Raw genomic sequence first — 26884 nt, forward strand, 5'->3', positions numbered from 1 at the left:
AAAAGAATAAAAACCCTAAGGATGACTTTTTATTAAAAGAACATTATCTTTAAAATCTAAATTTTTAGAAGCGAAAAGGATAACAAAGTGTTAAGTGCAAAATTAGATTTCAACAATTTTTTAGAAAATGAATTAAACGAGCAACAAAAAGAAGCTGTAACTCATCAAAAAGGTGCAGTTTTAGTTATTGCAGGAGCAGGAAGTGGAAAAACTCGCGTTATAACAAGCAGAATTGCAAATTTAATTATCAATGAAAATGTTGATCCAAAATCTATTACCGCATTAACATTTACCAACAAAGCAGCCGGCGAGATGAAAGAACGCGTTGCGTTTTATTTGCAAAAAAAATCTTACACTCCTTTCGTCGGAACATTTCACTCTTTTTGCCTAAATTTGCTTCGTACAAATCCATCTATTTCACCATTTGCCCAATTTTCGATTTTGGACGAAGATGATAAAACTTCACTTCTAAGAAAATTGTTAAAAAGTTACAATCTCGAAAAACAAATAAATATTTCGCAACTCACCGGGCATATTTCCAGCTTAAAAAATAGTCAATTAAATTCAGATGATATCAAAGCAACTCCGCCTATATTTCAAGAACTTTACTCCGCTTATGAAAAAGAAAAAAACAATATACATTGCCTAGATTTTGACGATCTTCTAATAAAAATTTTAGAAATTTTCCAAAAGAACAAAGAATTCAAAAATAAATTCCAAGAAAAAGCAAAACATATTCTTGTTGATGAATATCAAGACACAAATAAAATACAACATCTTTTATTGCAAAATATGGTTTTAAATGATGAAAACAAATTGGCAGTAGATTCGATTTGCGCAGTCGGCGACGAAGACCAATCAATTTACTCCTGGCGTGGCGCAGTAGTCGAAAATATGATCAAATTCAAACATGATTTTGCACCTGTAACAATAATAAAAATCGAACAAAACTATAGAACTGTAGAGCCTATTTTGAATGCAGCAAACAAAGTGATCGAAAACAACAAAATTCGAAATGAAAAAAAGCTTTGGTCAACCAAAAAAGGCAAAAACAGAATTTTAGTTTTAGAAAATAGATCTGATTATCAAGAAGCAGATTCTATAACTAATTTTATAAATTGCTTTTTAAAAGAAAAACCTCAAAATAGTCTTGCCATTTTATATCGTACACATTTTCAATCACGAATAATTGAAGAAGCTTTGATTTACAACAAAATACCTTATCAAATCATTGGCGGAATTCAGTTTTATCAACGAAAAGAAATTAAAGATCTGCTTGCTTACATGCGCCTGGTAATTAATCCATTTGATAAAATAAGCTTTTTTAGAGTTATCAACACACCTTCAAGAGGTCTTGGCGATCAATTTGAAAATTTGGTGGCAGAAGAATGGAACAATAATCCATTTTTAGACTTTCAACAAATATTGGATTTAGTTCAAAACAAAATCCCACAAACATCCAAAAAAGTTGCTTCCATCCAAGAATTTTTACTTGCATTTAAAAATTTCACACCCAAAAGCAAACCTAGCGATTTTTTAAATCATGTTTTGGAATCAACAGAATATTTAAACTACATAAGAACCTTTTATGAAGGCGAAGAATCATTAACCAAAACAGAAAATATCAAAGAACTTTGCCGCGCCATAGAAAACTTCGAAAATCAAGAAGACAAATTTATGGAAAACAAAAGAAATGAAAAAGATTTAGAAGAATTTTTGGCGGAAGTTTCGCTGATGGAAGAAAGATCATCCAAACAAAATAAAGAAGCAAACACTGTTAAGATGATGACACTTCATGCTGCAAAGGGGCTAGAATTTGATTTGATAATCATTATCGGACTTGAAGAAGGTTTGTTCCCATCTTCGCGATCTCTTTACACCAGCGAGAGCCTCGAAGAAGAAAGACGACTATTTTATGTCGGCATGACTCGTGCAAAAGAATGGATAATTTTATCAAATGCAAAACAAAGAAACACGTTTGGCCAACTTTGTGAACAATCTCTATCAAGATTTGTAGAAGAAATTCCACAAAATCTTTTTGAAAAAATTATAACATCTAAAGACACAACATATTCTCTGCAAGCAAAATTCAAAAGTTTTATATCAAACATAAAAATCGATGCTCCAAAAATATTTTTCGGTGCAAATAAACCAATGGATTTTTCATCTGAAAAAAAGATGGTTCCAAAACCAATTATACCCCCAAAATCAAATTCCAGTAATTTATGGAGAATGAACCAACTTGTATCGCATGAAAAATTTGGCGTCGGAATTGTTAAAAAAATTGAGAAAAAAAGCGAAAATCAATACTTTTTAACAATTTCCTTCAAAATTGGTGAAAAAAAGGTTTCTTCATCGTTTTTAAAGAAAATCTAAATATTCACTAAAAACTCCATTTTTCGCATTTTTATTAACACTTAACCCCTACCCGGTTGCATTTTTACCCCCAACCTTTAAATTGATTTCAAACTGTAAATTATAAATTAAATTCCGTGGGGGAATTGATGAAAAAGTTAATATTAGGTGTTTTCTTATTTTTTGGTCTTTTTGCACAAGTATCAGCAGGATCCGTGCCAAGATCTGTCTTAGCAGCAATGCTACAAGCAGAACAAGCTAAATCTACAAGCAAATCTGTAGCTACCACAACTACTGCAGCTCCAAAAGTGAGTAAATTATCTATTGCTCAAGTAGCAACTACAAGTTTAGTTGTACCGCGAACTAGTTTTTGGCAAACATGCAAAAGTGGAACATCTTCTTTAATGAAAATGGGTTATGATTTTGCTGGCGAACAAATTAGAGACACAGCTTTAAATTCATTACAAGGTAAAACTCAATCAATAACGGCTCAAGTCTTATCGGGTACAAAATCAGAAGTTATTTTTAACTGTCCCGAAGATTTCAATTTATCAAAATTTCTTTTTACACTTTTAGATAATTTCATAAAGCAAAAATTACCTTATTCACTTCAACAAAAAACAACTCTAAAACCTGAAAATTTTATAAGCTCTAAAGAATATTTAGATGAGTTCAAAAAATTTGCTGATATATTTGCAGAAGAACATTTTAATATAAAAAAAATAGAACAACCTACAGATTTTAAAACGGCAGAAGAATATCTTAAACAATTAGCTAATTCCGCCCAATATTCTCTTGATTACGTTTTAAATTTGATAGCTGATACCCAAATTGAAGCTGATATTCAAGATAAAATTAATGCACATGTTCAAACTATAATTGATACGGAAATTCAAATTATAAAAAAAGAAATTAAACAAAATAAACAAGAACCTATTGCTCAATTAAAAAAAGAATTAAAAGAACAAATTGTTAAAAATGGTGAGAAAAAAGTTACTCAAGATCTTTTTTTCAAAAAATGTTTTGTGCCCGCCTTCATAGAATATATGCAAAAAAATCAAAATGAATTTAACGAGCAACTCATACCTCATATAAATAGGTTAAAATCTATCGCGATAATTTTATCAGGACCTACAGCCGCAAGCCTACTCCACCAAATGTGTACAATAGGATATGAAAGTTATAAAACAGCTGGACTTTGGTCTGCTATAAAAGATGGATTAACATTAAAAGGTTTTTTAGAGAAAAATCCAAATCTTGGAACAGATTTAATTGAACAATTTTTACCAAGTTCAGAAGATAGCGTAAGTGCACAAATTTGCAGATATAGTTTGTTTAAACAAGCTGATGAAAAATGTTTTAGAGAAGGTGTAAGAGCTTTTGGTACAGGAGTATCTCTTGTTAAATTTCTAGCAGCCCTAAGCCAAGTCAAAGTAAAACATAATTATTTAGATGTAGCATTTTGCGGCATGGAAACAATTTTAAAAGGATTAACAATTCAAGACAAGCTTTTGGGTTGTGAAACAGCTTGGCTTAAAAAACCTTTATTTGTTACTCGAGCACTGCATAACTTCACCGAAACTAAAAACTTTTTATTACTTCCATTAATCGCATTGAAATTATTCTACTCCGCCTGAACCCCCAAGGCCTTTAGCTTTGTAGTGAATGGCGAGTAGAACCCTTCGTAGCTCCATGGGGGCGAAGTAGGGTTGGCTTCGAAGAATTACGTGTGATACAACAGCTTAAAAACTGTTTCACACTTCATTTTCATAAAAAACAAAAAGGGAAGAGAGTGCAATATCTCTCTTCCCTTCAGCAAAAAAGATGTTCATCAAACTTTTTATGTATAAGGCAACGCCTCATTAAATTCTTCTATCGATTTATCTAGCTTTTTAACTTTTTCTTTTGTTTTAGGTGGAAAATCCCAATCTCCAATTTTAAAATCTAATTTTTTTGCAAGCGCAATACCTTTGTAAGATAATAAACCATCTTTTGCAACCATTTCACCCACAGGAACTTGGGGTGTTATTATCACATCTTTACCCATGACTTTACCATTTGGTAATTTGACTCCATCTCCAGGAACCACAAAATAACCATCGGCTGCTTTTATTATTTCAAATAATTTTCCCTGAATTGTTGAATTATCAGGAACATATGGACCTTTCCACTGCTTTGGATATGCAAGATTTAAACATCCTATTTCAGAACCTGCAAACTCTTTTACGGTTAAAAAATCTATCAAATTTTTATCTGCGCGAATCGACAAAATGTTACAGTAATCATCAACTTCTTTTAAAATATTTGATATCTGCTCTACTTCAAATGCTATATGTCTTGCAACGAAAAAAGCACGTCCAAAAACAAACTTATAAACAAAAAATGAAAACAGTAAAATTAAGAAAAAAGAACTTAAAATTGGAAAAATCTTTTTGACTACAGGACCCGAACTTATTTTATTAACCAATTTTTTAATTTTATTTGAAAACCCTTTCATAAACCCCTCCCAGCTAAAATTAATTTTGCAAATAACCCCTTCTAGAATGTGATAGCTAATCAATTTTTATCCTTGAATTAGAATACCACCATGGAAGAGGACAATAAAAATATTTTGAGAAAAAGGAAAAGAAATCGGATAAATAAGAGACAATTAGATTTTAGTATGCCAAAAGTTTGGAACCAAAATCCCAAAAAAGATAGATGCCTATCGCTACAAAAATCATTCCTGTAATTTTTGAAACCCGCTCAAGTCCTTTTGGGGTTATCGCAAGTCCTAAAAAGCTAGCTGCAAAGCTTACCAAAGAAAGGCCACTCAAAGTTCCCAAAAATACAAAACCACTACCTTCCAAAAGTTCTCTATAATGTAAAAAAGATGCATCTTGGGGAAGAACCTTCATACTCCAAAATGCAAAAAACGCAATATTCATTGGATTTATGAAGGACATTAAGAAAGCTTTGACCGGTACAAAAAAAAGATTTTGCCCTGACTTAATTGGGGCCGCCCCGTTTTCAACTTGAATTTTTTTTCTGAAAGAATTGATACCTAAAATCAGTAAAAACACTCCCCCTATCAAATCCAAAATCAAAATAAAATTTTTTGAAGCGGCAAGAAAAGCTAGTACTCCCATCATGCCAAACGCAAAAAGCAAACCATCCGAAAAAGCAGCTCCAAATCCAGTAAACAGGCCAATAATAAAACCATAAACTGCAGCCCGATTGAAGGTTAAAATGAAAATAGGTCCTAAACCCAAAGTTGAAAGTAAACCTATAAAATAGCATTTAGATAAGAATAAAATGTCCATTACACCACCCTAAATAAATTTATTAAAATAGTTGCAATTAAAATTCACCTTTGTAAATAATTCTACTTTAACTAAGCTTAACATAAACAATGAAATTGACGAACAAATAAAGGTAATACTAGAATAAGAGTCTCGTCAATTGCTAAATTATAAATAAATTTAAAAAAATCTAGGAGCAAAAAGTGGAAAACGGGATTCACTTTGGAACCGATGGAATTAGAGGGGAAGTAGGAAAACATCCTTTCACTCCGCAAGCTTTAATAAATATAGGTAAAGCAATAGCTGCATGGAGTAAACAAAAATATAACAGCGAGCCTAAATTTTTAATTGTGAATGATACAAGAATATCATGCGAAAATATAAAAAACTTTATAAAAACAGGCCTGAATTATTTTAATGTAAAACATGTTGATGCAGGTATCCTTCCTACTCCAGCAAATTTAGCAATTTTAAAAAACAATCCCGATTTTGATTTTGGTATAGTGATCTCCGCGTCACACAACAAATTTAGCGATAATGGCATAAAAATTTTTGATAAAAAAAATAGCAAACTCAGCGAACTCGATGAGAAAACAATAGAGTTATATTTTGCCGAATTCTCTGCAGAAAAAGTAAATGAACCCTCTTATTTCCAAGATCTATCATTTTCCCCTAAAACATCTTTAGAATTCAAAGAACAATATAAACAAAATATTTTGCAGCAAGTGCAGCCAGGTTTGCTTCAAGGTTTAAAAATAGTGTTAGATTGTGCAAACGGAGCTACATATGAAGTTGCCCCAGAAATTTTCAAAATATTAGGCGCAACAGTGATAGATGTTTCAACATCTCCAAATGGAATTAATATCAATGATAATTGCGGCGCGCTTCATACCAAAACTATGCAAAAAACTATTTTGGAAAACAACGCAGATTTTGGGTTCGCATTTGACGGTGACGGTGACCGAGTAATGTGCGCAAACCATAAAGGTGAGATAAAAGATGGCGATGATTTACTTGCGATACTTTCCACCCATCCACAGCATGAAAATTTAAAAACAGTCGTAGGTACAATAATGACCAATTTTGGCCTTCAAGTTTATCTCGATTCGCAAAATATTGAATTAATTCGCACATCGGTGGGAGATAAATATATAATGGCAAAACTAGAGGAACAAAATCTTTTGCTCGGCGGTGAAACATCAGGACATATAATCATAAAAAATTATTTGAATACTGGAGATGGGATTTTTGCAGCACTTAAAACACTTGAAACCGTTCTAAAAACAAATAATTTTGAGCTTCAATCTTTTGAAAAATATCCTCAAGTTATTTTAAATGTACCTATAAAAGAAAAACGCAATTTATCAGAAGGCATTTACGCACAAATAATAAATGAGCAACAACAAAAGATGAATCATGGTAGAGTTATAGTCAGATATTCTGGAACAGAAAATTTACTGCGAATAATGACAGAAGACAAATCTTCGAGTTTAGCTAATAACATTGCATCCACGCTTGCGCAAGAGCTTCAAAAAGTTTTGAATTAAATAGGAATCTAAAAATATGGAAAATAAAAAAGGAATTTGGAAAATTTTAAACAAATTAAAATCTTTATTTTTTAGCGGTTTATTCGCTTTAATACCAATTTCGATAACAATATTTTTTCTACACTTTGCTTTTCACACATTTACCGGATGGCTATCACCTCTAAAAAAAATAGAACCTACATTTTTACAACAAATTCCAGGATTTGAATTTATTCTTATAATCGCTTTTGTAATTTTATTTGGAATAGTATCAAAGTTTTTAATAATAGGACCAATCGTCCATCACTTTGAAAAAGTAATTAGTAAAATTCCAATAATTCGAACAATTTACTCTGCATCAAAAACATTAGTTGATTTTTTTAATGTAAAATCTAAAGAGGACAAAATTCAACGCAAGGTTGTTTTAATTAAATTTCCAACCAAATACACTTTCAACATAGCATTTATTTTAGGCTCAGCAAAAAACACTTTTCAAACAGTTATACCACCTCATTTACAAACTCTTGAAGATGACAATGATGAATATGTAAAAGTGTTCATGCCTCATTCACCAAATCCAAGCACTGGATATTTTTTCATAATTCCAAAATCACAAACAATTGAAACAAAAATCACTTTCGAAGAAGCTATAAAAACTGTAGTTTCGTGTGGTCTTATCACACCTGAAAGTTTAAAAAATCTTGAAATAGAAAAATGATTCTTGCTAGGTACATTTCAAAACGATTTTTTATATATTTTTCACTTGTAAACTGTGGACTTACACTTCTTTTCAACTTTATAGAATTTTTTGAAAAGTTTTCACAACTGCAAAATGTAACCAATATTGAAATATTGCATTTTATACTTTTGAATTTGATACCTACTTTCTTCGATCTTTTCCCACTTGCATGCTGGATTGCAACATGTTTACTTATTCGCGACCTTTATCAAAAAAATGAATTCACCAACCTCCATGTTCTGGGTATAAAATCAAATAAACTACTCCCCGCTCTTTTTGCATGTGGACTTTCATTATCAATCATCGGTTTTTTTGGCAAAGAATTAATTAGCCGCCCAATCGCAAATAAGTCAGAAAATTTTAAACTCCAACATTTGAAAAAGAAAAGTAATAAAGTAATTTATAACCAATGGTTTTTACCTACTGATAATCTTTTTGCATATTTTCAAATAATTGATCAAGAAAAAAGCACTGCAAACAATATTTTGTTTTTATTTTTCAATGAAAAATTTGAACTTGAAAAAAAAATAGAAAGTAAATTGGCAGTTTTATCACCAATCGATCATAAAGTATTTATTCCAAATGCTAATATTTTAAACTTTAAAACAAATAATCTTTATACTTCAAAACTAGAAACCTTTTACCTTCCCGGATTGTTTACCCACTTACAAATGCATAAACTTGCACCATCTATAAAACGACAAGCTTACAATTTAAGTTTGATTTATCGAATTTTACCTTATGAAACTTTCAATCTCGAACTTGGAAAGTTAATTTCAAAAATTTTGGGATATTTTCAACCACTTTTATACATTTTGTTAACCTTTTGCCTATTTTTCCTAACTCCACAAACAATTGTCTATCGCTGGTTATTAATATTTTCTGCGTATCCACTGTTTTTGGTAATAAACAGTATTGCAGATTTCTCTTTGCAACATAATTCGCCATTTTGGGTGGTAATTATCCCATATCTTCTTGTTTTAATATTTTTAATAATTTTCAGATTTACAATTTTCAAAAAATAATACCTAATTTTTTATAAAAAAATTGCCAAGCTTTTCAGAAAATGTAGAATCTAATAAGGTAATTTAATGGTTAAATTAAAAGGAAAAAGGAACTTTTTTATGATATCTAAAAAAATACACTCTTTTTTAGCAATACTTACAATGAGCTCCGCTTTAGTAAATATTAATGCTAGCGGCGAAGCAAATTCTGTAAAAAACATGGTAATCAATGCAACACCTGCAGTAAGACTTTACAACGCAGGAAATTTCTACCTTGAAAACAGACTTCCTATAGACGGAATGAACAAAGTTCTTGAATTTACTTTAGAAAACAATGCAGCTGATGTTCTCACTGAATGGAAATGGAACTACGCTCTTTGCAAAAAAACAGAAAACAAATTTACTCCAGAAAGAATTGGCGGCCAAATCCTTAATTCAACATTCAAATTCTTCCATTTACTTTCACCAGATTTCGCATACAAAGGCACACCTATCGTCGATGAGTATTTAGCAGAATCTCCTTTCTTTGTGTCGCTTAAATCAGAAGATCTTAAAACAGTCATTAACTACATAGAATCAAAATTACAAAATAAAGTTGCAGAAATTAAACCAATATTACTTCTTGAATTAGATGACAAAGTAATAACTGAAAAAGAACTTGCTGCTAACGTAAAAGTAGATAAGAAAGACAAAGAATTCTTAATCTCTCACTTTACACTTGTTACAGAAGATGAAATAGCAGCCGCTAAAAAATTCTTCGCAACAAGTATCGATAACTTTAGAGATACAGTAAGCACAGTTGAAGGAAGTAGCCCTGAATTGAAATATGCAAATATCAGAGAAACTATCTATCACGATTTACTTAAAAAATGTAAAGATTTCAAGATTGAAAAAATTGCAGCTCCTATTTTAGAAGGTTTAATTATCTCAGCTGTTGCGGCTGCGGCAGTAAAACTAAAACTAGTAAGCAAAGAAGCTTTAACAGCAGCTGCAACTACTATCGTAGCAACAGAATTATACAAATCATTGCGTCACACAGAAGAAGCTTCACCTTACAAATCAATGCCTTTTAGAAGCGCAACCGCAAATCAAAGAATTTAATTTAATTTAATTCTACAAAATAAAAAGAGGTCGCAAATTTGCGACCTCTTTTTATTTATAACATCTTAAACTTCTTAGAGATTATTTTTTCTCAATCAATGCTAAAAATTCTTTATTGCCATCTGATCCAAAAATCGGTGAATCAATAATTTGTTTTACTTCTAATCCAAACACTTTTACACCCTCTTCAATTTTTTTGATCACCTTTTGATGTAATCGTTTATCTCTCACCACGCCGCCTCGGCTAAGTTCATTTCTCTCAAGTTCAAATTGCGGCTTTATCAGTGCAATTATCTTCCCATCATTTGTCATCAGATTTACAACAGCTGACAAAACTTTCAGCAACGAAATAAAAGACAAATCCAAAGTAACTAAATCCACTTTTTGCGGCAAACTTTGTAACTCTTTTAAGTTAGTCTTTTCGATCAAAACAAATCTCGGATCTTCAACTAATTTTGAATTTGTTTGCCCAATTCCAACATCAACACCATAAACTTTGCTCGCGCCACTTTGAAGTAAGCAGTCACTAAACCCACCGGTTGAAACTCCACAGTCAAGACAAATTAGTCCCGAAACATCGATTTTGAATTCTTGCAGTGCTTTCTCCAGCTTGTAACCACCACGACCAACATATTTTTGCACAGAAAAATCTATTTCAAAATCAAAATCGGCAGGAACTTGCATTCCCGCCTTTTTCAAAACTTCATTGCGCGATTTCACGGCGCCTTGAGCAATCAAATTTTGTATTTTGTTACGACTCAATTCTGGATATTTTCCCAAAATCAAAATGTCTAGTCTAATTTTATCGCTCATTAAAAAAATTTCCTTATTTTATTTCTTTTTCAATTGATCTATTAATTTTGATTTATCATAAAAATATCGCTCTGCAAAAATATCTTCATCTTCTAAAATTTTATCAAGTGGAAGCGAGATAAATAACTCATCAATAATTCCATCATAAAATTTAACCGTTACATAACCAGATTTTTTACTTTTTAAAATCGCTTTTCTAAAATCTGCCAAAGTTGAAACATTCTCATCATTGACCTGATTTAAAATAGAACCATCTGTCAAAGTATGCGCTTTGTCAGCTTGAGAACTTGGCAAAATATGAGTAACTATTAATTTAGGTTTAAATTGAAATTCCATTTTTGTATAAGCTATCAAATGCGTAGCTCTTTCTATCAATACAGCAATATGATTTAACGAAAGCTCCATAATAACCATACCACCAAGAACTTCATAATCAATTTTTTCAAAAACCGGATAAACTGCTCTTATTGGTAAAACCGCCTGCTGTTCAAGTTTAAATTTAATTTCTTTATGTTTACCTTTTCGATAAATATCTAGCTTTACCTGATCGCCTACAACCAATCTACTTATAACCGATAAAACCGGAATTCTATCTTCAGACCATGGAACTTTTACTTCGCCAAAACGATCTATTTTGTAACCATTTATTTCGTAAATCATATCTCCAGCTTTTACGCCATTTTTTTGCAAAGTACTGTTTTCAAACACTTCTGCAACATACCAGCCACCATCCCCAGGATTGCCCAAATATTTAGCAAGATCTTTTGTTGATGCTGTAAACCAACATCCCAAAAGAGGTTTTCGCAAAAATTTAACTTTATAAAGATCACTTATCGAAGCTTTTACCTCACTGATTGGAATTATATAAGCCATATTTTGAGCATTGGTAAATCCTGCATTTAAAATTCCAATAACCTCGCCATTTTGATTAAGCGCAGGACCTCCTGAATTTCCGGGATTTGATGCTGCTGTTATTTGGATGTAAGACTGATTTGCGATTCTCTCTCTACCACTGACAATTCCCTGCGTACTTTTGAGAGTTGGGAGACTCAAAGGATAACCTAAAAGAAGAATTTCTTGAGTTCTAAGAATTTTATCTGAATTTCCAAGTTTCAAGTATGGAAATTTGCCACCCAATCCATTTTTGACTTCATCAATATATTTGTCTTTAATTTTTAAAAGTGCAATATCTCGATCCGGGCTTACACCTATCACTTCTACTTCATAAATTTCTTGCCCAAGCGATGGAACTTTTATACTTATTACTGTTGCGTCATCAATCACATGATAATTGGTAAGAATGTGACCTTTGTCATTTATAAAAAATCCAGATCCTGTTCCCGCGCCCTGCTCTGGTGTTTTGTAAGGTTCTAAAAAATTAAATTTATTAACTTGTGAAATAATTTGGACAACTGTATCTTTTGCAAATTTTTGCACATCGAGCCAGCAAACATTTTTATTAACAGAACATTCTTTGCCCGCCATACCTTCTTGTGATTGATTTGGAAATTCGGTTGTCGATATTTTTTGATTTTCATTTGTTGAATAAACAACATCTAAAACTTTTTTAAATTCACTTTCTAAATATTTTTGACTTCTATAAAAGCGAAATGCGAGCAAAACAGAAGCTAACAACAAAACTACTAATGCAATACCAATGGCCGTTTCTTTTCTGATATTCATAATGACTTCTCACCTATTATTTTTTATAAATTTTATTTTAATGAAACTTATTTTCGATACTCTGAAATTTCTAAAACTTTTGATCTTTCTTTTGCAAATTTAACTTTCTCAAAAATAGCATAAATAATCGAACCTATTAAATAAGAAATTAAAAGCAAGAACAAAAACAAATCGAAACGTAAAATAGAAAAGATAACAAAAAACGCTGTAAAGACTGTTTTTTGCCATCTCTTTTGAAACCAAAAAAACTTTTTCTTAAAAGTTGGAAACTTAACCAAACTAACCATCAAACATGCAAGGTTGAATGTGAAAAATGTGAGAATCGCTGCAAAATTAAAATTTTTTAGATAATGAGCATTGAGCATGGTCGCAATCAAAAGAGAAGCGGCCATAGTCGTTGGTAAACCCAAAAAATAAATTGTCTGCTGATCTGAAATTAAATTGAAACGCGCAAGGCGCAAAACTCCGGCAAAAAGGAAAAATGCCGCTGCGATAAAACCTAAATAACCAATTTTATAAAGATGCCAGTTGTATGCCAAAAATGCAGGCGCAAGGCAAAAAGTAATTGTATCTGCAAGAGAATCTAGCTGCATTCCAAAATTGCTACTAGAACCAACATATCTTGCAATTCGTCCATCAAGACTGTCCATCATCGCGCCAAGGAATATGCTATAGCATGCAGCTTCCCACTGACCTTTTGCTGAAAAAATTATGGAAACAAATCCGAAAAAAACATTACCTAAAGTAAAAATATGAGGCAATACCGAAATCCCTTCACGAAGAAGAATTTTTCGACTTCGATATAAATTTTCAACCTTTTGTTTTAGAAGCTTTCTTCGCCAATTTTTTTCATTCATAATTTCTCTATTTTATTTAGCGACACTCACTTTGGCATGTCTTACCACTTCGCCATTGTGCAAAAAGCCAAGGCTAAACACTTCTACTATTTCGCCGCTTTTATGGTTTTGGGAATCTGTTTGCATAATAGCTTCGTGCAAATTCGGATCAAAATTTCCACTGCAGTCAATCTCTACAACATTTAAATCTGCAAGTCTTTTGATCAGATTTTTTCTGATTAATTGTACACCATCAACCCACTTTTGCATCTCTTCGCTGTTTTCAATTTTTTGACTTGATTTGAGAGCCATGTCGATATCATCTATTACCGGCAAAAGTGATCGAATAACTTCGCTTTGAGCGATTTTTATAATCTCAAACTTTTCTTTTTCAGCTCTTCTTTTGTAATTTTGAAAATCTGCCGTGATTCTTAAAAATTGAGTTTCCCAATAATTGGGCTCAACTCCTTTTGATCCAGTTTCAACTTCGCTGGCAGAGTTGTCAGTTTTTTCTTTTAAATCTTTCTCATCAATTTCAGATTGAAACATAAATCCTCCCGCTAAACTTTAACTTAAAATACTCTTTAATTTTCAACTAAGTAAATATATCAGAAAAAAAGGATGCTAAAAAGAACAAAAAATGAAGTATTTCTAGGCATTTATTCTATTTTTCAATTTTACTCTGCAATTCAAACACAATATCAACATACCAAAAGGATATTTTTGCCGATTTCTAGGCAACTTTTTATTGCTTTACCCTTTGGGATTGTTATAATCATAAATATTTTAAATTTAATGAAGAAAATCTAGGTTTAACCATCTAAAAATCAAAGTGGGTTATGAATAAAAATTTCAAAAATTTAACTCTAATTTTAACAATTTCATTTTTAACAATTTCTACTAAAATGTTTGCACCACCTTCAGATTTTTTTGATTTGTATTCTGGATACGAGTCAAGGGGTACTTCCTCTCAGATAAAATATTTATTAACACAACAAGATACTATTAACGCCTCTTTACTTGAATTCGAAGCAGGGTTACACACACTTGAACACCCATCAGACTCAGATGCACTAGTATTAGATCCCAACAAAGATGCAAAAATAGCTTCATTAAAAGAAAAAATTAAACAGAAAAAAACAGCTCTTAGGGCTATAGACAACCAATTATCAAAATATGAAGCGCCAGGTTTTAAAGATATTATTGTGCGAAGTGCTCTTGGTGAAGATGCAAAAACTCTAGCTCGTGATTTTAGATCCAATGACGCAAGCTTTCCCATAATCGCTTTAGATATTCTCGCAGGAACAGGAACTCGAGTAATCAGTCGCCGGCTTGAAAGCGCTGTAGATAAAACAATAGGCTCTGCTTTCGAAAAGCTTTTAGCCACTGGAATAAATTGGGCAACAATACCCTTCACCTGGACTTATAATAAATTCACAGGACGAGAAGGCGAACCTTTGCTTTACACAGAAATCGAAGCATGGGGAGTTATGTTAGAAAATACAGCTAAACAATTAATTACTATCTCAACAAAGGCTACCACGCTTGGAGGCAGAGAAAAAATGCAACGAATGTCTTTAGATGAAGAGTCTGCCCCTGAAAATGTTTATGATGCTCAATGGGAAGGGATTAAAAAATTATATACAACGCTATTTCTCAACGTTGCAGATCAGTTAAACGAAAAATTAAAATATTATTCTGAAAGTTCTTCCTCCAAAGACAAACAAATCGTTGTTTATGGAACTCAAGCAAGAGATTGGATAAAGGCTTTCATAGAACAATGTTTTAGCAAAACCAAAACTTATAAAGATTTAGGTTCAAGCAATAATGTTATATTTTTAAACAGTTTACGAAGCCAGCTAAACATTTGTTTTGGAATATTGCTTGGTTATTTAGCTGATAACGAAAATCAAAAAACAAAACCGCAAAGTAATTATAACTCTCCTTACTCCGGTGGATTTGCTAAACCATCAAGATATCCCTCTTCATTCAATAATCCAGACTATTCAATGGGAATAGGTGGAGATTCTATGATGGACGCCTCAGACTAATTTCTGATTTAATTAAATGTTGATGGAGATAAATATTATGAATTTTTTTAAATCAATTTGGTTTTGTTTGTTTCTGTGTTTAGTTGGTAACAACATAAATTTGTCAGCAACAGTTATTACATTGGAAAATACAAAAATAGAAAACTACAAACTAGAACAAATAAATTTAGAAAAAATAAAAGAGCTAACGGCGGAATTCGAATCTAAAGAAACAACTAAGAATTGGGTTAAACGTGCGATCGTTACAACCGCAATACTCACAACCATAGGTATAATAACTTACGAATGTTTTTTAAAGGGAAAATCTAAAACCTCTTCCAATGAATCTTCTCCAAAAACTGCTCTTAATGGTTGCCCAGGAATTCATATACCAACAACTCGTGATAAAGTAGAAGATTGGGTTGTTTATATTACTCTAGGATCATTAACTATTCCTCTTGGAAACTGTTTCGACAAGGGAATTACAGAATCTTACAATAAAATCAGTAGTTGGTGGGGATCCAAAGGATTTTCGCCTGCATTATTTTTGCAACAATGTCAGCAAAATATTAGCTTAATGCAAAACAACTTTGAAGGCATAATAAACTTACAAAACGACACTGCTTATTCGAATTTTTATTTAACTCGAGTCATCGAAACACATAATGCGCTTGTAGGTTCAATAGAATGTTTAATAGCATCTTCGTTTGCATTATCAAATAATAAAAACAATAAAAACTGGTTATTAAGTGATCAAAATGGATTAATTTTAGAAATGGAAAGCCTAAGAACATTTTTAGACAAAATACTCCATCAAAATCCTGTTTCCATCGATTTAATAGAACTAAAAAATCATCTAAACAGTTTATTATTAAAAATACAACGATTAAATATTGATTTTAGAATCGCACCCGAAAATGAATAATTTTTTATATTTGTACAATTCTAAATTTATGAATATTTACAATATTTTCCTGGATCCCCGCATTCGCGAGGATGACAGTGAGAGAAATATATATTGTAATTATTCCTCATTTTCAGAAGGAATTAGCAACCGATCCCGTCATCCTCGCGAATGCGGGGATCCAGTCTTTATAGATCCAATCAAGGATGAAGATAAGATCCTATCAAGTAGTTCACAAAAATTGCACACACCCAATTCAAGCAATATCAAATTTGACAAAGTCCCACGTCATCCTCGCGAATTGCATATGTCTCATTCAAGCGATATCAGAATTGATAGTGTCCTCCGTCATCCTCGCGAATGCGGGGATCCATTTCAAAATTTATACAAAAGAAATACCACAATGAAAACCTTTTATGTTTATATTACTTGTTCTAAAAAAAATGGAACCTTATATATTGGGATGACCAATGATCTTACAAGGCGCATGCAAGAACATAAAAACAAATTAATTAAAGGATTCACAAAAAAATATTCGGTAAATTTGCTTGTATACTATGAAACATTTGAATCAATAATTGATGCAATTAAAAGAGAAAAGCAATTAAAAAAATGGAAACGTGAATGGAAGATGCACTTTATCGAAAAGATCAATCCCAATTGGAAAGATTTAAGTGAAACCGATATTTTCCTGGATCCCCGCATTCGCGAGGATGACAATAAGGAAAATATGAATTTTACATATTCTTCAGCAACTAACACCGATAACTTTAATATTGGCTCCCTCCCTAATTCAAGCGATATCAAAATTGACCAAGTCCCACGTCATCCTCGCGAATGCGGGGATCCAGTCTTCATTGCTCCAAACAAGGAAGAAAATGAATAAAAAATTTTTAATAATCTTTTTTTCAATTTTTCCATCTTTTACTTTAAATGGGTGTAAGTGGTGCACACAATGGAACCAAAACACACAAAATCTGAACATGCAAACAGAAAACAAAATCAATAAAGAATTAACAAAATCGCAAACTCCAACAAGCAATAACAATGAAGCTATCACAAAAAAAAACAATACAACGCAAAATTCCGCTCTAAAAACAAAACAAGAAAAAACAATTTTCTATAAAAATTATTTAAAAAAATATTATCCACGAGCGCTGGTCATTTCCGACTATTTTTTCGAAATGTGTCCGATCGCAATAGATCAAGCGCTACAAGAATTAACGCTTATCCTTAGCGAAAAAGAATGGTTTTATTATCAAGATAAAAAAAGTGGATTTCGTGGCGGCGAATTTTGGGAAGTAACCCTAAAACAATGCAATACTATCGCGCTTAATTTAGAAAGCGCAAAAGTAAATGGTGAAACAGGCGAAATAATCAAAAGTTCACCAACAGAACAGTGTGATAATTACTTTGACAACGAAAATATAAATTTAAATCAATCGCTTTTCGAATTTTTTCAAACTCACAACTTAGTAGCATATGAACAATTTTATGCGCATTTTGCAGACCGCATTGTAGAACTTTTCAACGAAGCCATAAAACTAAAAAATATTAATGCCGCATACGATTACGATTTATTATTTAATTCGATTTTGCAATTTTTAAAAGATTCACCACTCTATGCAACGTATCAAAACGCTTCCAAAACGCACAAAGAGCTTTCTGAAATTTTATCTAATGAACTAGGTAATAACTATGCTCATAAAAATTTTTAATTTTTTCACACTCCTCCTTTTTACAACTCCACTTTTGGCAGTTGCAGAGCTAGAAACTAATATTGCTACAAACCCACAAGAACAGCATCAATTTGTAAAAAGCTTTGTTTCGCATTATGACGCACGGACAGCAAGCAGATACACCCACGAATACCATAAACATATTTTGACCAAAACGGCACAAAGTTTTTTAAGCCTTGAGCAAAAACTAAGATCTGAAAATATAAATGCTTGCGGACGAATAGTTGTCACAGGATATGAGGAAGGAGCTTTCCCGTCTTATTATACAAATTATAAAAAAGAATCCATCAACGACGAAGCATTTTCCAAAAATAAAACAGGTTGGTCGCAGCAACTTCACAATAAATTTGGATTTCTAACAGGGTTCTTATTTAAAGATGTTAATGAAATATTAAAAAAAACAGAAAATCCAACATATCTGCATATAAACCCAGAGCTTGTAGAGCTCTTTGATGAAAACAGCTCAATTTTTCAAGAACATGCTTTCGGCGAATCTTATGATTTACTTTTAGAGTACAAAAATATTTTGGAAAAAAAATTAAAAAAACAAGATCACAAAAATATTCTAAAAATATTAAAAGCTTTTTGGGAAGATATTTACTCCCGCGAGTTCAAAACCAATTCAAATCAACTAGCAGCGACTCAAGATATTTTGTTCTCCATTGAATATGCAAACTATTTGATGAGCTCAAATTTACCATTATTCAGATATTACACAGGTCCAGATATAACGTATCCAATCGAACAATCTATAAAACAAAAAAAAGGCGCTACCAAACATTCTCAAAAATTTGTTCCTATCTTTTTGTCCAATTTGCAAGCAATCAATAATGAACCAACAGTTTATATTTTCTGCAGTTTTGTGGATGGTGTTGGCAAAAGTACAATGCTTGGAAATGTTAAAAACTGGATGGACTTCGGAGATGATATCGAAAAATATGAAAGAACGGACAATTCTTCTTCGCAATTTGCAGAAGTTTTTAAGTTTCAAGAAAACATTTTCATCGCTGATCTTCCAGCACAAGTTAGTCATTTCACATACAAGCCAGATGGACTTGTTTACACAGACTTTGAATCGGAACTCAAAGATACAACTTTTATAAGCGAAATAAGAACGTTCATCCAGCAAAATAAAGATTTTCTTTTTAACAGCTACTTTGAAAATGCAAAAAAAATTGAACTCGAACTAATCGCAGCCAGATTTTCTCAAGAAAAATTTTTGGCAGATGTAGAACCAGAAACAAAATTTATTCAAAATTTATTTTTACTAAAAAAAATTAATGCCAATGGATGGATTCCATTCACATTTAAAAATGAACATTTTTTATTTAATATTTTAAATCAATCACAAGTTAGAATTTTACGACCACTTTGCAAAGTATCATCCTATGGTCTAAAAAATGTTGATGTCGAACAAATGATTTTTACGCAAGTAAATTTCCCTGCGTCCTTTGATATTTTCTTAAACGATTTCACAGCGAAGTTAAAAGAACAAAATATAAAAAATGCAGTTTTTGTAGACTTTATGAGTATGTACCCAAGGTCATCCCGCGAAAACATAAGAGTAAATTATTTACTTTACCAGCTTGCTCTTCTTAACCAAAATTTTGATATCGAGCACAGTTTTTACAAAAATTTTATTAGCGAAGCACAACTTTTTGCACATTTAAATTCAAAACAAGAATTTCCACTAATGGCAGAAAATTTTCGAGAAGAAAGTTTTCTACGCCTAGCACTTTTTGAGATTATAGATAGAAGAAAAGATCAGTCATTTGAAGCTATGTTAATTGATCCATTATCAAAACATTTAACCATGCAACTCTCAGAGTTTCAAAGCAATACTCCTCTAAGCAGATACAACGAAGAAACAACATTCACAAAACTTGAAGAAGAGCGCGAAAACCTAGGTAAAACTTTCAACCGCAGTAAAGAATATTTAAGTATTTGGCAGTTCAACTTTCAATTATTAGATATATTTTCCAAACAACTTACAAGAATTTTCACCGAAATGATTCATAATGAAAATTTAAATCAACTTTGGAGCGACTTTGACGGAGAAATTATTCCTCCACAGCAAACTGGAAATCTAAATGATGGAAAAACAAATAAAACTTTAGAACTAACAAATCAACAAAAACTGCTCGCAACTTTTGAGTTTTCTAGCGAGTTTAGAAGCGAAGAGTTTTTAACCCCATTTATAAGAACACTCCGAACATATTGGTATTCAACACTTGCAAACTTACTTTTTTGCCAAAACAACCAAATCGGAAAATTAAAATACCCAGTAGTTCCAACGATCGTAAAACATGAACCTAAAACAAACCGTTTTTACTTAGTTCAAAAGCTTTTACCTCTTGTAGAAAATGAAAAAATGAAAGGCAAAACGTTAAAAACATTTGGTTTAACATCTAACTTAAAATTCGCATTTTTTGAAGAAAATACATTTCTACAATCCTTTACTCCACCAACAACAAATTGTGGAATATTCAGCTTTGATTTAAGTTATTTGGATCAAAAATCAAATCCATATTTTATGGGCAAAACATCTATAGTTAACCAAATCATAAAAGAATTTCAAAAAGAATACGGCGCTAACAAAGCTATTTTGACTAGCGAACTATACGAAAAATTACAAAGTAACGCGCAATGGCGAAAAGAAATTTACAATTTAAAAATGCAAGCACAACGAAGCGGCGAATACAATTCTGCTCAAAAACAAAATACCCCTAATGTAAATCCTCCTATATTTTTAGGTGCACAATCGCAAATTTCAGGCGCTCAACTTTTTGTTCTAGCAATTGCAACACTTGAAATGATTTTAAAAGATCCCGACTGCTTTATTGCCGCAAGAAAAGGTAACAAAAAAGATTTTATCGCTACAATAAAGCTTCTTGAACTCGTAACTCTTCCAAAACATTTTCATATCATTTTCGCCCAACCTCTCTTCGAAAACTATGAAACTCTTCAGCCGCTTTTCCCTTGGGAATATTTCGAAAACTAACTCAAAAAACGAATTTGTTGCCAAAATAAACTACTTTTTGAAAAACTAAAAAAGTTACAAAACTAAATATTTACAAAACATAAGTAGAATCGTAGGGGAAAAATAAGGAGAGGATTATGATGAAACAAAATCGCAAACTGCTTATAACTATCCTAGCAGTAGGATTAACAACAAATGTAGCAGCAATCGATAATGCTCATTTTTATAAAGCTGCACATTTGCACAGATCATCAACAACAAGTTTGTTCGATAAAGTAGAAAACTATGAAAATTATGATTGGTTTACCAAATTAGATGTGTCATACGCATATGGAGATACAAGATCAGCTTGGGACAAAAACGGACATAGTGGTTCGCTTCTAAACAGAGTCGGCACGCATGATATGCTTTATCTCTTTGAAAACGTTCAAAAACTTGCAGATGCTCAATATTTCGCAAATTTTTTTCAAAGTGTTGTAAATCATAGCGCAACAAACAGCACGTTTGGTCAATTAGATTTCCATGGCAAATTCAGAATTCATGATGTTAACATAGATCTTCGTCAGAATTTGGTATCAAAATTCTTTGTAGATTTACATGTTCCTGTTCGCAGTGTAAGTGTACGAAGCATTTCTTATACAGATCTTTCACCAGATAACGGAATTTATTCAAAAACAACACATGAGTGGATTCAATTCAAAAATCAATTAAATACTATTTTAAATACATATGGCTACAACTCTTACGGCTCAAAATATGAAAAAACATCATTTGGTGATGCAAGTTTACTTCTTGGATGGGAAGGTAATTTCAAAACAGAAGGCGATGACCCAATTAAATTTAACTTAACTGCAAAAGCTGGAGTTTTATTCCCAACCGGTGTCAAAGAAAAGACAAATTATGTTTTCTCAGTTCCAACTGGATACAATGGCCACTGGGGTATTCCTCTGTTTGCACAATTTGATATGATGCCAAAAGATTGGTTCACAATCGACGGCCAAGCTAGCGTAACATTCTTCTTTAACAAAACAATGGACAAGAGAATGAAAACATTCTCCAAACAACAAAGTGATATTCGACTCGCTCATGGCAATGCAAAAGAAGAAAAAGGAACATTGTGGCATCTTGGTACCGATATCAAATTTGACCATATTTTAAAAGGTCTTTCAGCACTTGTCGGATATTCCTACAACAAACAAGAAAAAGATACCTTAAAGGCAACGGATTCTTCTCTTTTCGATTATTCAGCAGTCAATAGCGATAGCTTAATCAAAGGCTTTTCGATGCATGTAATTCACTTCATGGTCGATTACGACTTTAGTATTCACATGGAAGATTCGAAATGGGCACCACGCTTAAATGTTTTTTATAACTACCCATTTGATGGTAAGAATGCATTTAAGACAGATATGATCGGAGCCGGACTTGGCATGGATATTCGCTGGAAATTTTAAATAAAAATGTTAATTAGTTAATGAAAAAAATAAGGAGAATAATATGAAGCAACTTAAGATACTGACATTGCTTGGTGCTACATGTTTATTTACATCGCTTGCACCGCTTACACAAATAAGTCAAAGCAGCGGAACTGCTAACTTCGCACAAGATATTGGATCTAAAGCTTTCGACCGCTACACAGGTACATTTTATGTAGCCACAGTGGCTGCAAATGCAGCAAATTCTATTTCCAAAGCTGCACGAACCGATACAACATTTACAGGTATGGCAACCGGGGGCGCCATAGACGCTATATCATCAATCGGTCTTGTAAATAATGGTGGTGTTGGAGCAACTCATTTACCATTTAAAAGCAGTTCAAATCTTTTTCAAGCAATACAACTTTCAAGTTCTAGCTACACCGTTACTGGTATTGCTACAGCATCTTTAATAACAGATACAGATGGAAATGCAGCAACAAATTGGGATCATATTACAGGATCTACAGAATTCGCATTTGTACGTGTTCATTCTAGAGTTGGAGGAGGAGCCAACTCTTTAGGTTCTGGAATTTCAGCTATTTGGGTAAGCGGAACAAGCGCACCTGTCGTAATGAGAAATGCTCTTCAATGGAATGCCGATCAGGCTTTTGCAAATCCACTTCGAATGGGAAGTACTGATTCCATCATGACAACATCTCCAGTTGTAAATGATTTATATTGGAGTACAAGTTTATATTCTTTGATTATTACCGGATCTGCTAAGGCCGTAAATGTAGGCGCTGCGGGAACAAATTATTACTGTGCTATATCAACTGCTACAATAAATAATGGGGCATTCTCTCTCAAAGAAGTTTTAGCTCCTGGCGTAAATCCTGCAGCAAACGATGTAAATACAATTTTTGTATACAGTAATACAAATAACACAAAATTTGCTTCTGTTGATATAAACAAAATTAGAGAAATGAGCACATCAACTGGAAAATATTATTTAATCGTTAATGGTGGAATTGAAGGTGGAGGAAATAGTTCACTAGGAAATTATGTTTTCTGCTTAAGATATAGCCCAACAGAATCCCACGTAATGCAAAATACATCGAATTGTATGTCACTTGCTAATAACTTTAATGAAGTAAATTTAGCCGGTGATTCTCAATATTCTTTAACTGTTGGTGGCGGTGTCGCTCCTTGGGCAAACACATACTACGCTTCCGATATGGAAGTGATAGGCGATACTGTTTATGTATCATTCAATGGCGCAGCTAGAGATGCAAATAATGATCCAGGAGTCTGGGCATCTCAAGCTCTTTTTGATAACAACGGAATTATTGCCGGTTGGACAAAATGGGAAAGAGTTTCACCTTCTCCACTTACAAATGCAAGCACCACAGATAGAGTACAATTCTTCTCCGTCGATGCAAGTAATGGAAAGATTTGGGAAGTTGCATTTAACTCAACATCAACTGGAACTCAAGCTGTTTTCCGATCCACTTGGAACACAACAGCTAACACAGCAAGTTCGCTTCCTTACATTTTAAACAGCGATACAACTTTCAATACTTACGGAATTTCATGTTGTTTAGATTTGATGCAAGGTACAACAGCTCTTTATAACCCCGCAAACTTCTGTAACTCACTTGCGCTTTTTGGCGGTTATCAAAAAGTTGCAATTGCTCAAACTAAATCTGGAATGGCAAATGCTATAACAACAGACTTTTCACTTCCTGCTAACTATAAAGCAACAACATTCACCGATTCTGCAATGGTAAGATGCTTAGAATTCTCAAGAGCTCCATTAAATGGAACAGATACCAAAGGTTATTTTTTCGCAGGTTGTGACCATGGACTTTATGTTTATGCTACAACAACAAATGCAGGATTCAGCACCGCACCAGCAACAGGCGGAATTTCAGATCTAAACACAATATTCGGAACAAGTTTTAGCTGGAGCAGATTATTACAAAATTCAATCACTGGCGCAGTAAGCCAAGTAGAAAGTGATGGAACCAATATTTACGCCGTTGAGCAAGATATTACATCCGTAGGTAGCATAACTGATAAATTATGGAGAATTCCTCTTGCAAATACAACCACAGCAATGGCCGGTACTACAATCGCCCAATCTGGCTCGGGCAACATACCTGCAAATGCAGTAATTTCTGGATTCAAAATTGTAAAACTTGATAGCGATGTTACTGGTTATCGCGGAATATTATCAACAAATGCAGGAACTTACATATCAACTAAATTATTAGGCGATGCAACAACCGCTGACTGGACTGCTATAGATTCTACAAAATGTTACCATTCTCTCTACTCAACCAAACGTACACCTTCCGCATCCATTCCAAATTATGGACAAGCAAGCAAAGTTTTTGGAATTCATTTCACAGATGTAGGTGGACATAATTATTACCAAAATAGTTTGTTCGATTTAATTACAACATCATCTTCGTTTTATTCAACTGACAATGTACCTGACACAAACACTTATACAAACGCCAGCGGTACAATAACATCTCTTGATAGATCATTATCTTTTTACACCGATGGTGCACGACGATTTTACACAAGATTTGATCCGTCAGAAACTGTTTACAATGCATTAAGAATTCTTCCTTACAACACCGCAGAGTGGAATATGACAACTCCTTATGCTCCAACAGATTTGAGCTCACTTTTAAGACTACACTGGATTGAAAATATTTCCGGAAATGGAACAATATTAGCAGGAACTGATAGCGGAGTTGTTTCGTTAGAGTAAAGTTGCAAAAAACAATTAATAAGAAAGGGGCGGAAAATTCCGCCCCTTTCTTATTTTGTTACAATCCATGTTTTGTCTAATTTTAATTAAATATTTTTTAAATTTTAAAATTTTTGATATTAATTTCTTCTTCCGTTTCTTTCTTTTTTTATTTTTATCTTTAGCTGCTCCCGCAGTGGGGCAAGGAGATTTTGTCGCAAAAACCTCCTTGCATCCTCCGTGCGCCAAAAGAGGACTTTTGGATTTCCTACAACGCTAAACTATCTGGATGCAACTACGTTGCACTGCGATAGTAGCGTTGCAATGCGGATACACAAATTTTATTTACTGGGTTTAGAACTTTTGCGAAAATCTATTTTATATTTCCTTTATTTTTCTAAATTTGAATTGTTGAAAAATTTAGAAAAACGTCTTTATGAGAATATAGGATTCCAAATTAGCGCTACCTGTTTGAACTGCAGTCCAGTTTTACTGGATGCAGGAGTTTAGCGCGTAGAGAGATTACAAAGAAACCTCTTTGTTTTGGGGATCCAAGGGTGTTCAAATCAACACCCTTGGCCCTAGCGGAGCTAATTTGATTAAAAAAAAAGTAAAACAAACTTAAAGCAGAATAATTTTAAATAAACGGAAGAAGAATAGAATTAAATTAAATTAAGAAAATTAGGTAAAAAAATAAGGGACCATTTCTGATCCCTTTGTCCTTTTATCAAATATTTTTGAAAAAAGATTTAAGCCTTTCTTCCCGGAATATAAGTTGATCCTTCAAGGTGCACTGCTTGGCAAGCTGCTGTTGTCCACTCAAATTTTTCATCAAAATTTTTATCCAATGTTGAATCAGAAATTTTTGATACTTTATTAACTTTTGTATTTTGAGGCTTTAAATTTAAAAGTTTATTTCGTTCCTCTTGTTGTTTTTTTATCAAAGCATTTTGACGCGTTTGACGCGCTTGCTCCTCGGCAAACATTTTATCTTTTAAAGTTATTAAATCTTTTTCTAATTGATTTATTTTTTCAGCAAGCTTTTCAATCGCTTGGATGCTTTCTTCACTCGTTGTATTTAGAGCAAAAATTGAAGCGTCTTTAAGTTTAGTTAAATCTTCTTCAAACTCTTGTCTTAAATTTTTAATCTGAAAAGAAGTTGTCCATGGAAAATATATTTTAAAATAACGGACATCAATATCGTTTAATTTAGATGATAAATATTCTAAGAATGAATTTCTAAATTCTTGGATTTTACTTAAAGTTTGAATTTGAAAATCTAAACGTTTTATTAATGATTCCATATCTGCAAAATTTATTAAGCTGAAATTTTCTTCATTTTTTATTTTGTCCAAATTTTGTTTTCCAGCTTCTAAGTAATATTCCAGGTCATTTTTAGATTGTTTCAACTGATTAACAACATTGTAGAAACTATTTTCTTTCATTGTTTTTACAAAAGTTATCAAATTTGGTTCTGTTTCTAAATTTGCTTTGATCGTTGGAAGTTCTTTAACTTCTTGAGTTGTTCTTACAATCTTGTTTGCAAAGTTAGCTGGTGCAAAAAATGTATGAATTGCACTGACGGCTCGAGCAAATAAAGACAAGTTGTTTTGCTCTGACAAAATTGCTTGATTTCCAAGCAAAATTAAGCAAAATGTGAAAATTAACGATTTTTTCATAAAATAGACCCTTTTATTTTTAAATTAATTCGATT

21 protein-coding genes are annotated in these 26884 nt (G+C 32.5%); 14 read left to right on the plus strand and 7 right to left on the minus strand.

The annotated features are described in order from the left end of the window. Positions 1 to 87 precede the first annotated feature (87 nt). Positions 88 to 2376: a hypothetical protein gene (locus DEA20_03515; protein ID HBS48238.1), complete on the plus strand. Its 2289-nt coding sequence runs from the start codon at positions 88 to 90 to the stop codon at positions 2374 to 2376. A gap of 128 nt (positions 2377 to 2504) precedes the next feature. Continuing rightward, positions 2505 to 3992: a hypothetical protein gene (locus DEA20_03520; protein HBS48239.1), complete on the plus strand. Its 1488-nt coding sequence runs from the start codon at positions 2505 to 2507 to the stop codon at positions 3990 to 3992. Between the two features lie 203 nt (positions 3993 to 4195). Here DEA20_03520 and DEA20_03525 read toward each other — a convergent pair whose 3' ends face one another. Further along, complete coding sequence (locus tag DEA20_03525) at positions 4196 to 4852, minus strand: hypothetical protein (protein HBS48240.1); 657 nt, start codon at positions 4850 to 4852, stop codon at positions 4196 to 4198. 160 nt (positions 4853 to 5012) lie between these two features. After that, positions 5013 to 5657 carry a hypothetical protein gene (locus tag DEA20_03530; protein ID HBS48241.1) on the minus strand — a complete coding sequence of 215 codons (645 nt, stop codon included), beginning with the start codon at positions 5655 to 5657 and terminating at the stop codon, positions 5013 to 5015. Positions 5658 to 5839: 182 nt separating this feature from the next. On the opposite strand from DEA20_03530, the gene DEA20_03535 reads away from it, so the two are divergent. From DEA20_03535 to DEA20_03550, 4 genes are all read left to right on the plus strand, one after another. Then, complete coding sequence (locus tag DEA20_03535) at positions 5840 to 7183, plus strand: phosphoglucosamine mutase (protein ID HBS48242.1); 1344 nt, start codon at positions 5840 to 5842, stop codon at positions 7181 to 7183. 16 nt (positions 7184 to 7199) lie between these two features. Then, complete coding sequence (locus DEA20_03540) at positions 7200 to 7880, plus strand: hypothetical protein (GenBank protein ID HBS48243.1); 681 nt, start codon at positions 7200 to 7202, stop codon at positions 7878 to 7880. Then, entirely contained in the window at positions 7877 to 8926 is a 1050-nt protein-coding gene (locus tag DEA20_03545; protein ID HBS48244.1) for a hypothetical protein, read from the plus strand. The genes DEA20_03540 and DEA20_03545 overlap by 4 nt, the downstream gene beginning before the upstream one ends. Positions 8927 to 8992: 66 nt before the next feature. Continuing rightward, positions 8993 to 10006 carry a hypothetical protein gene (locus DEA20_03550; GenBank protein ID HBS48245.1) on the plus strand — a complete coding sequence of 338 codons (1014 nt, stop codon included), beginning with the start codon at positions 8993 to 8995 and terminating at the stop codon, positions 10004 to 10006. 81 nt (positions 10007 to 10087) lie between these two features. Here the strand turns inward: DEA20_03550 and DEA20_03555 are convergent, their stop codons facing one another. The 4 genes from DEA20_03555 to grpE are packed head-to-tail and all read right to left on the minus strand — an operon-like array spanning position 10088 to position 13887. After that, on the minus strand, positions 10088 to 10819 hold the full coding sequence (locus DEA20_03555) for a TlyA family rRNA (cytidine-2'-O)-methyltransferase (protein ID HBS48246.1): 732 nt from the start codon (positions 10817 to 10819) through the stop codon (positions 10088 to 10090). 18 nt (positions 10820 to 10837) lie between these two features. Further along, positions 10838 to 12502, minus strand: coding sequence for a hypothetical protein (locus tag DEA20_03560; GenBank protein ID HBS48247.1), 1665 nt, complete (start codon positions 12500 to 12502; stop codon positions 10838 to 10840). Between the two features lie 47 nt (positions 12503 to 12549). Continuing rightward, positions 12550 to 13359 carry a CDP-diacylglycerol--serine O-phosphatidyltransferase gene (gene pssA, locus DEA20_03565; protein ID HBS48248.1) on the minus strand — a complete coding sequence of 270 codons (810 nt, stop codon included), beginning with the start codon at positions 13357 to 13359 and terminating at the stop codon, positions 12550 to 12552. A 12-nt stretch (positions 13360 to 13371) separates the two neighbouring features. Next, positions 13372 to 13887, minus strand: a complete 516-nt coding sequence (grpE, locus tag DEA20_03570) for a nucleotide exchange factor GrpE (protein HBS48249.1) — start codon at positions 13885 to 13887, stop codon at positions 13372 to 13374. A 290-nt stretch (positions 13888 to 14177) separates the two neighbouring features. Between grpE and DEA20_03575 the strand changes: the two genes are divergently transcribed. The 8 genes from DEA20_03575 (at position 14178) to DEA20_03610 (ending at position 25680) form a co-directional block, all read left to right on the plus strand. Next, positions 14178 to 15389 carry a hypothetical protein gene (locus DEA20_03575; GenBank protein HBS48250.1) on the plus strand — a complete coding sequence of 404 codons (1212 nt, stop codon included), beginning with the start codon at positions 14178 to 14180 and terminating at the stop codon, positions 15387 to 15389. Between the two features lie 37 nt (positions 15390 to 15426). Then, positions 15427 to 16293: a hypothetical protein gene (locus DEA20_03580; protein ID HBS48251.1), complete on the plus strand. Its 867-nt coding sequence runs from the start codon at positions 15427 to 15429 to the stop codon at positions 16291 to 16293. 382 nt (positions 16294 to 16675) lie between these two features. Then, positions 16676 to 17158: a hypothetical protein gene (locus tag DEA20_03585; GenBank protein ID HBS48252.1), complete on the plus strand. Its 483-nt coding sequence runs from the start codon at positions 16676 to 16678 to the stop codon at positions 17156 to 17158. Continuing rightward, on the plus strand, positions 17151 to 17990 hold the full coding sequence (locus tag DEA20_03590) for a hypothetical protein (protein ID HBS48253.1): 840 nt from the start codon (positions 17151 to 17153) through the stop codon (positions 17988 to 17990). The genes DEA20_03585 and DEA20_03590 overlap by 8 nt, the downstream gene beginning before the upstream one ends. Then, a complete protein-coding gene (locus DEA20_03595; GenBank protein ID HBS48254.1) occupies positions 17971 to 21012 on the plus strand; it encodes a hypothetical protein in 3042 nt (1013 codons plus the stop codon). The genes DEA20_03590 and DEA20_03595 overlap by 20 nt, the downstream gene beginning before the upstream one ends. Before the next feature lie 116 nt (positions 21013 to 21128). Next, complete coding sequence (locus tag DEA20_03600; GenBank protein HBS48255.1) at positions 21129 to 22445, plus strand: hypothetical protein; 1317 nt, start codon at positions 21129 to 21131, stop codon at positions 22443 to 22445. Between the two features lie 43 nt (positions 22446 to 22488). Continuing rightward, entirely contained in the window at positions 22489 to 25191 is a 2703-nt protein-coding gene (locus DEA20_03605; GenBank protein HBS48256.1) for a hypothetical protein, read from the plus strand. Between the two features lie 219 nt (positions 25192 to 25410). Then, a complete protein-coding gene (locus DEA20_03610) occupies positions 25411 to 25680 on the plus strand; it encodes a hypothetical protein (GenBank protein ID HBS48257.1) in 270 nt (89 codons plus the stop codon). Between the two features lie 239 nt (positions 25681 to 25919). Here DEA20_03610 and DEA20_03615 read toward each other — a convergent pair whose 3' ends face one another. After that, entirely contained in the window at positions 25920 to 26849 is a 930-nt protein-coding gene (locus tag DEA20_03615; GenBank protein ID HBS48258.1) for a hypothetical protein, read from the minus strand. Positions 26850 to 26884: the final 35 nt, after the last annotated feature.

This window comes from Candidatus Dependentiae bacterium (genome assembly GCA_003511165.1).
Taxonomy (GTDB): domain Bacteria; phylum Babelota; class Babeliae; order Babelales; family UBA12411; genus UBA12411.

What these genes read in the sequence shown, in the direction of transcription:
- grpE (HBS48249.1), bottom strand. Translation starts at nt 13,887, where the DNA reads ATGTTTCAATCTGAAATTGATGAGAAAGATTTAAAAGAAAAAACTGAC.
- DEA20_03545 (HBS48244.1), top strand. Translation starts at nt 7,877, where the DNA reads ATGATTCTTGCTAGGTACATTTCAAAACGATTTTTTATATATTTTTCA.
- DEA20_03540 (HBS48243.1), top strand. Translation starts at nt 7,200, where the DNA reads ATGGAAAATAAAAAAGGAATTTGGAAAATTTTAAACAAATTAAAATCT.
- DEA20_03550 (HBS48245.1), top strand. Translation starts at nt 8,993, where the DNA reads ATGGTTAAATTAAAAGGAAAAAGGAACTTTTTTATGATATCTAAAAAA.
- DEA20_03595 (HBS48254.1), top strand. Translation starts at nt 17,971, where the DNA reads ATGCTCATAAAAATTTTTAATTTTTTCACACTCCTCCTTTTTACAACT.
- DEA20_03605 (HBS48256.1), top strand. Translation starts at nt 22,489, where the DNA reads ATGAAGCAACTTAAGATACTGACATTGCTTGGTGCTACATGTTTATTT.
- DEA20_03585 (HBS48252.1), top strand. Translation starts at nt 16,676, where the DNA reads ATGAAAACCTTTTATGTTTATATTACTTGTTCTAAAAAAAATGGAACC.
- DEA20_03580 (HBS48251.1), top strand. Translation starts at nt 15,427, where the DNA reads ATGAATTTTTTTAAATCAATTTGGTTTTGTTTGTTTCTGTGTTTAGTT.
- DEA20_03530 (HBS48241.1), bottom strand. Translation starts at nt 5,657, where the DNA reads ATGGACATTTTATTCTTATCTAAATGCTATTTTATAGGTTTACTTTCA.
- DEA20_03525 (HBS48240.1), bottom strand. Translation starts at nt 4,852, where the DNA reads ATGAAAGGGTTTTCAAATAAAATTAAAAAATTGGTTAATAAAATAAGT.
- DEA20_03590 (HBS48253.1), top strand. Translation starts at nt 17,151, where the DNA reads ATGAATAAAAAATTTTTAATAATCTTTTTTTCAATTTTTCCATCTTTT.
- DEA20_03600 (HBS48255.1), top strand. Translation starts at nt 21,129, where the DNA reads ATGATGAAACAAAATCGCAAACTGCTTATAACTATCCTAGCAGTAGGA.
- DEA20_03575 (HBS48250.1), top strand. Translation starts at nt 14,178, where the DNA reads ATGAATAAAAATTTCAAAAATTTAACTCTAATTTTAACAATTTCATTT.
- DEA20_03555 (HBS48246.1), bottom strand. Translation starts at nt 10,819, where the DNA reads ATGAGCGATAAAATTAGACTAGACATTTTGATTTTGGGAAAATATCCA.
- pssA (HBS48248.1), bottom strand. Translation starts at nt 13,359, where the DNA reads ATGAATGAAAAAAATTGGCGAAGAAAGCTTCTAAAACAAAAGGTTGAA.
- DEA20_03520 (HBS48239.1), top strand. Translation starts at nt 2,505, where the DNA reads ATGAAAAAGTTAATATTAGGTGTTTTCTTATTTTTTGGTCTTTTTGCA.
- DEA20_03560 (HBS48247.1), bottom strand. Translation starts at nt 12,502, where the DNA reads ATGAATATCAGAAAAGAAACGGCCATTGGTATTGCATTAGTAGTTTTG.
- DEA20_03615 (HBS48258.1), bottom strand. Translation starts at nt 26,849, where the DNA reads ATGAAAAAATCGTTAATTTTCACATTTTGCTTAATTTTGCTTGGAAAT.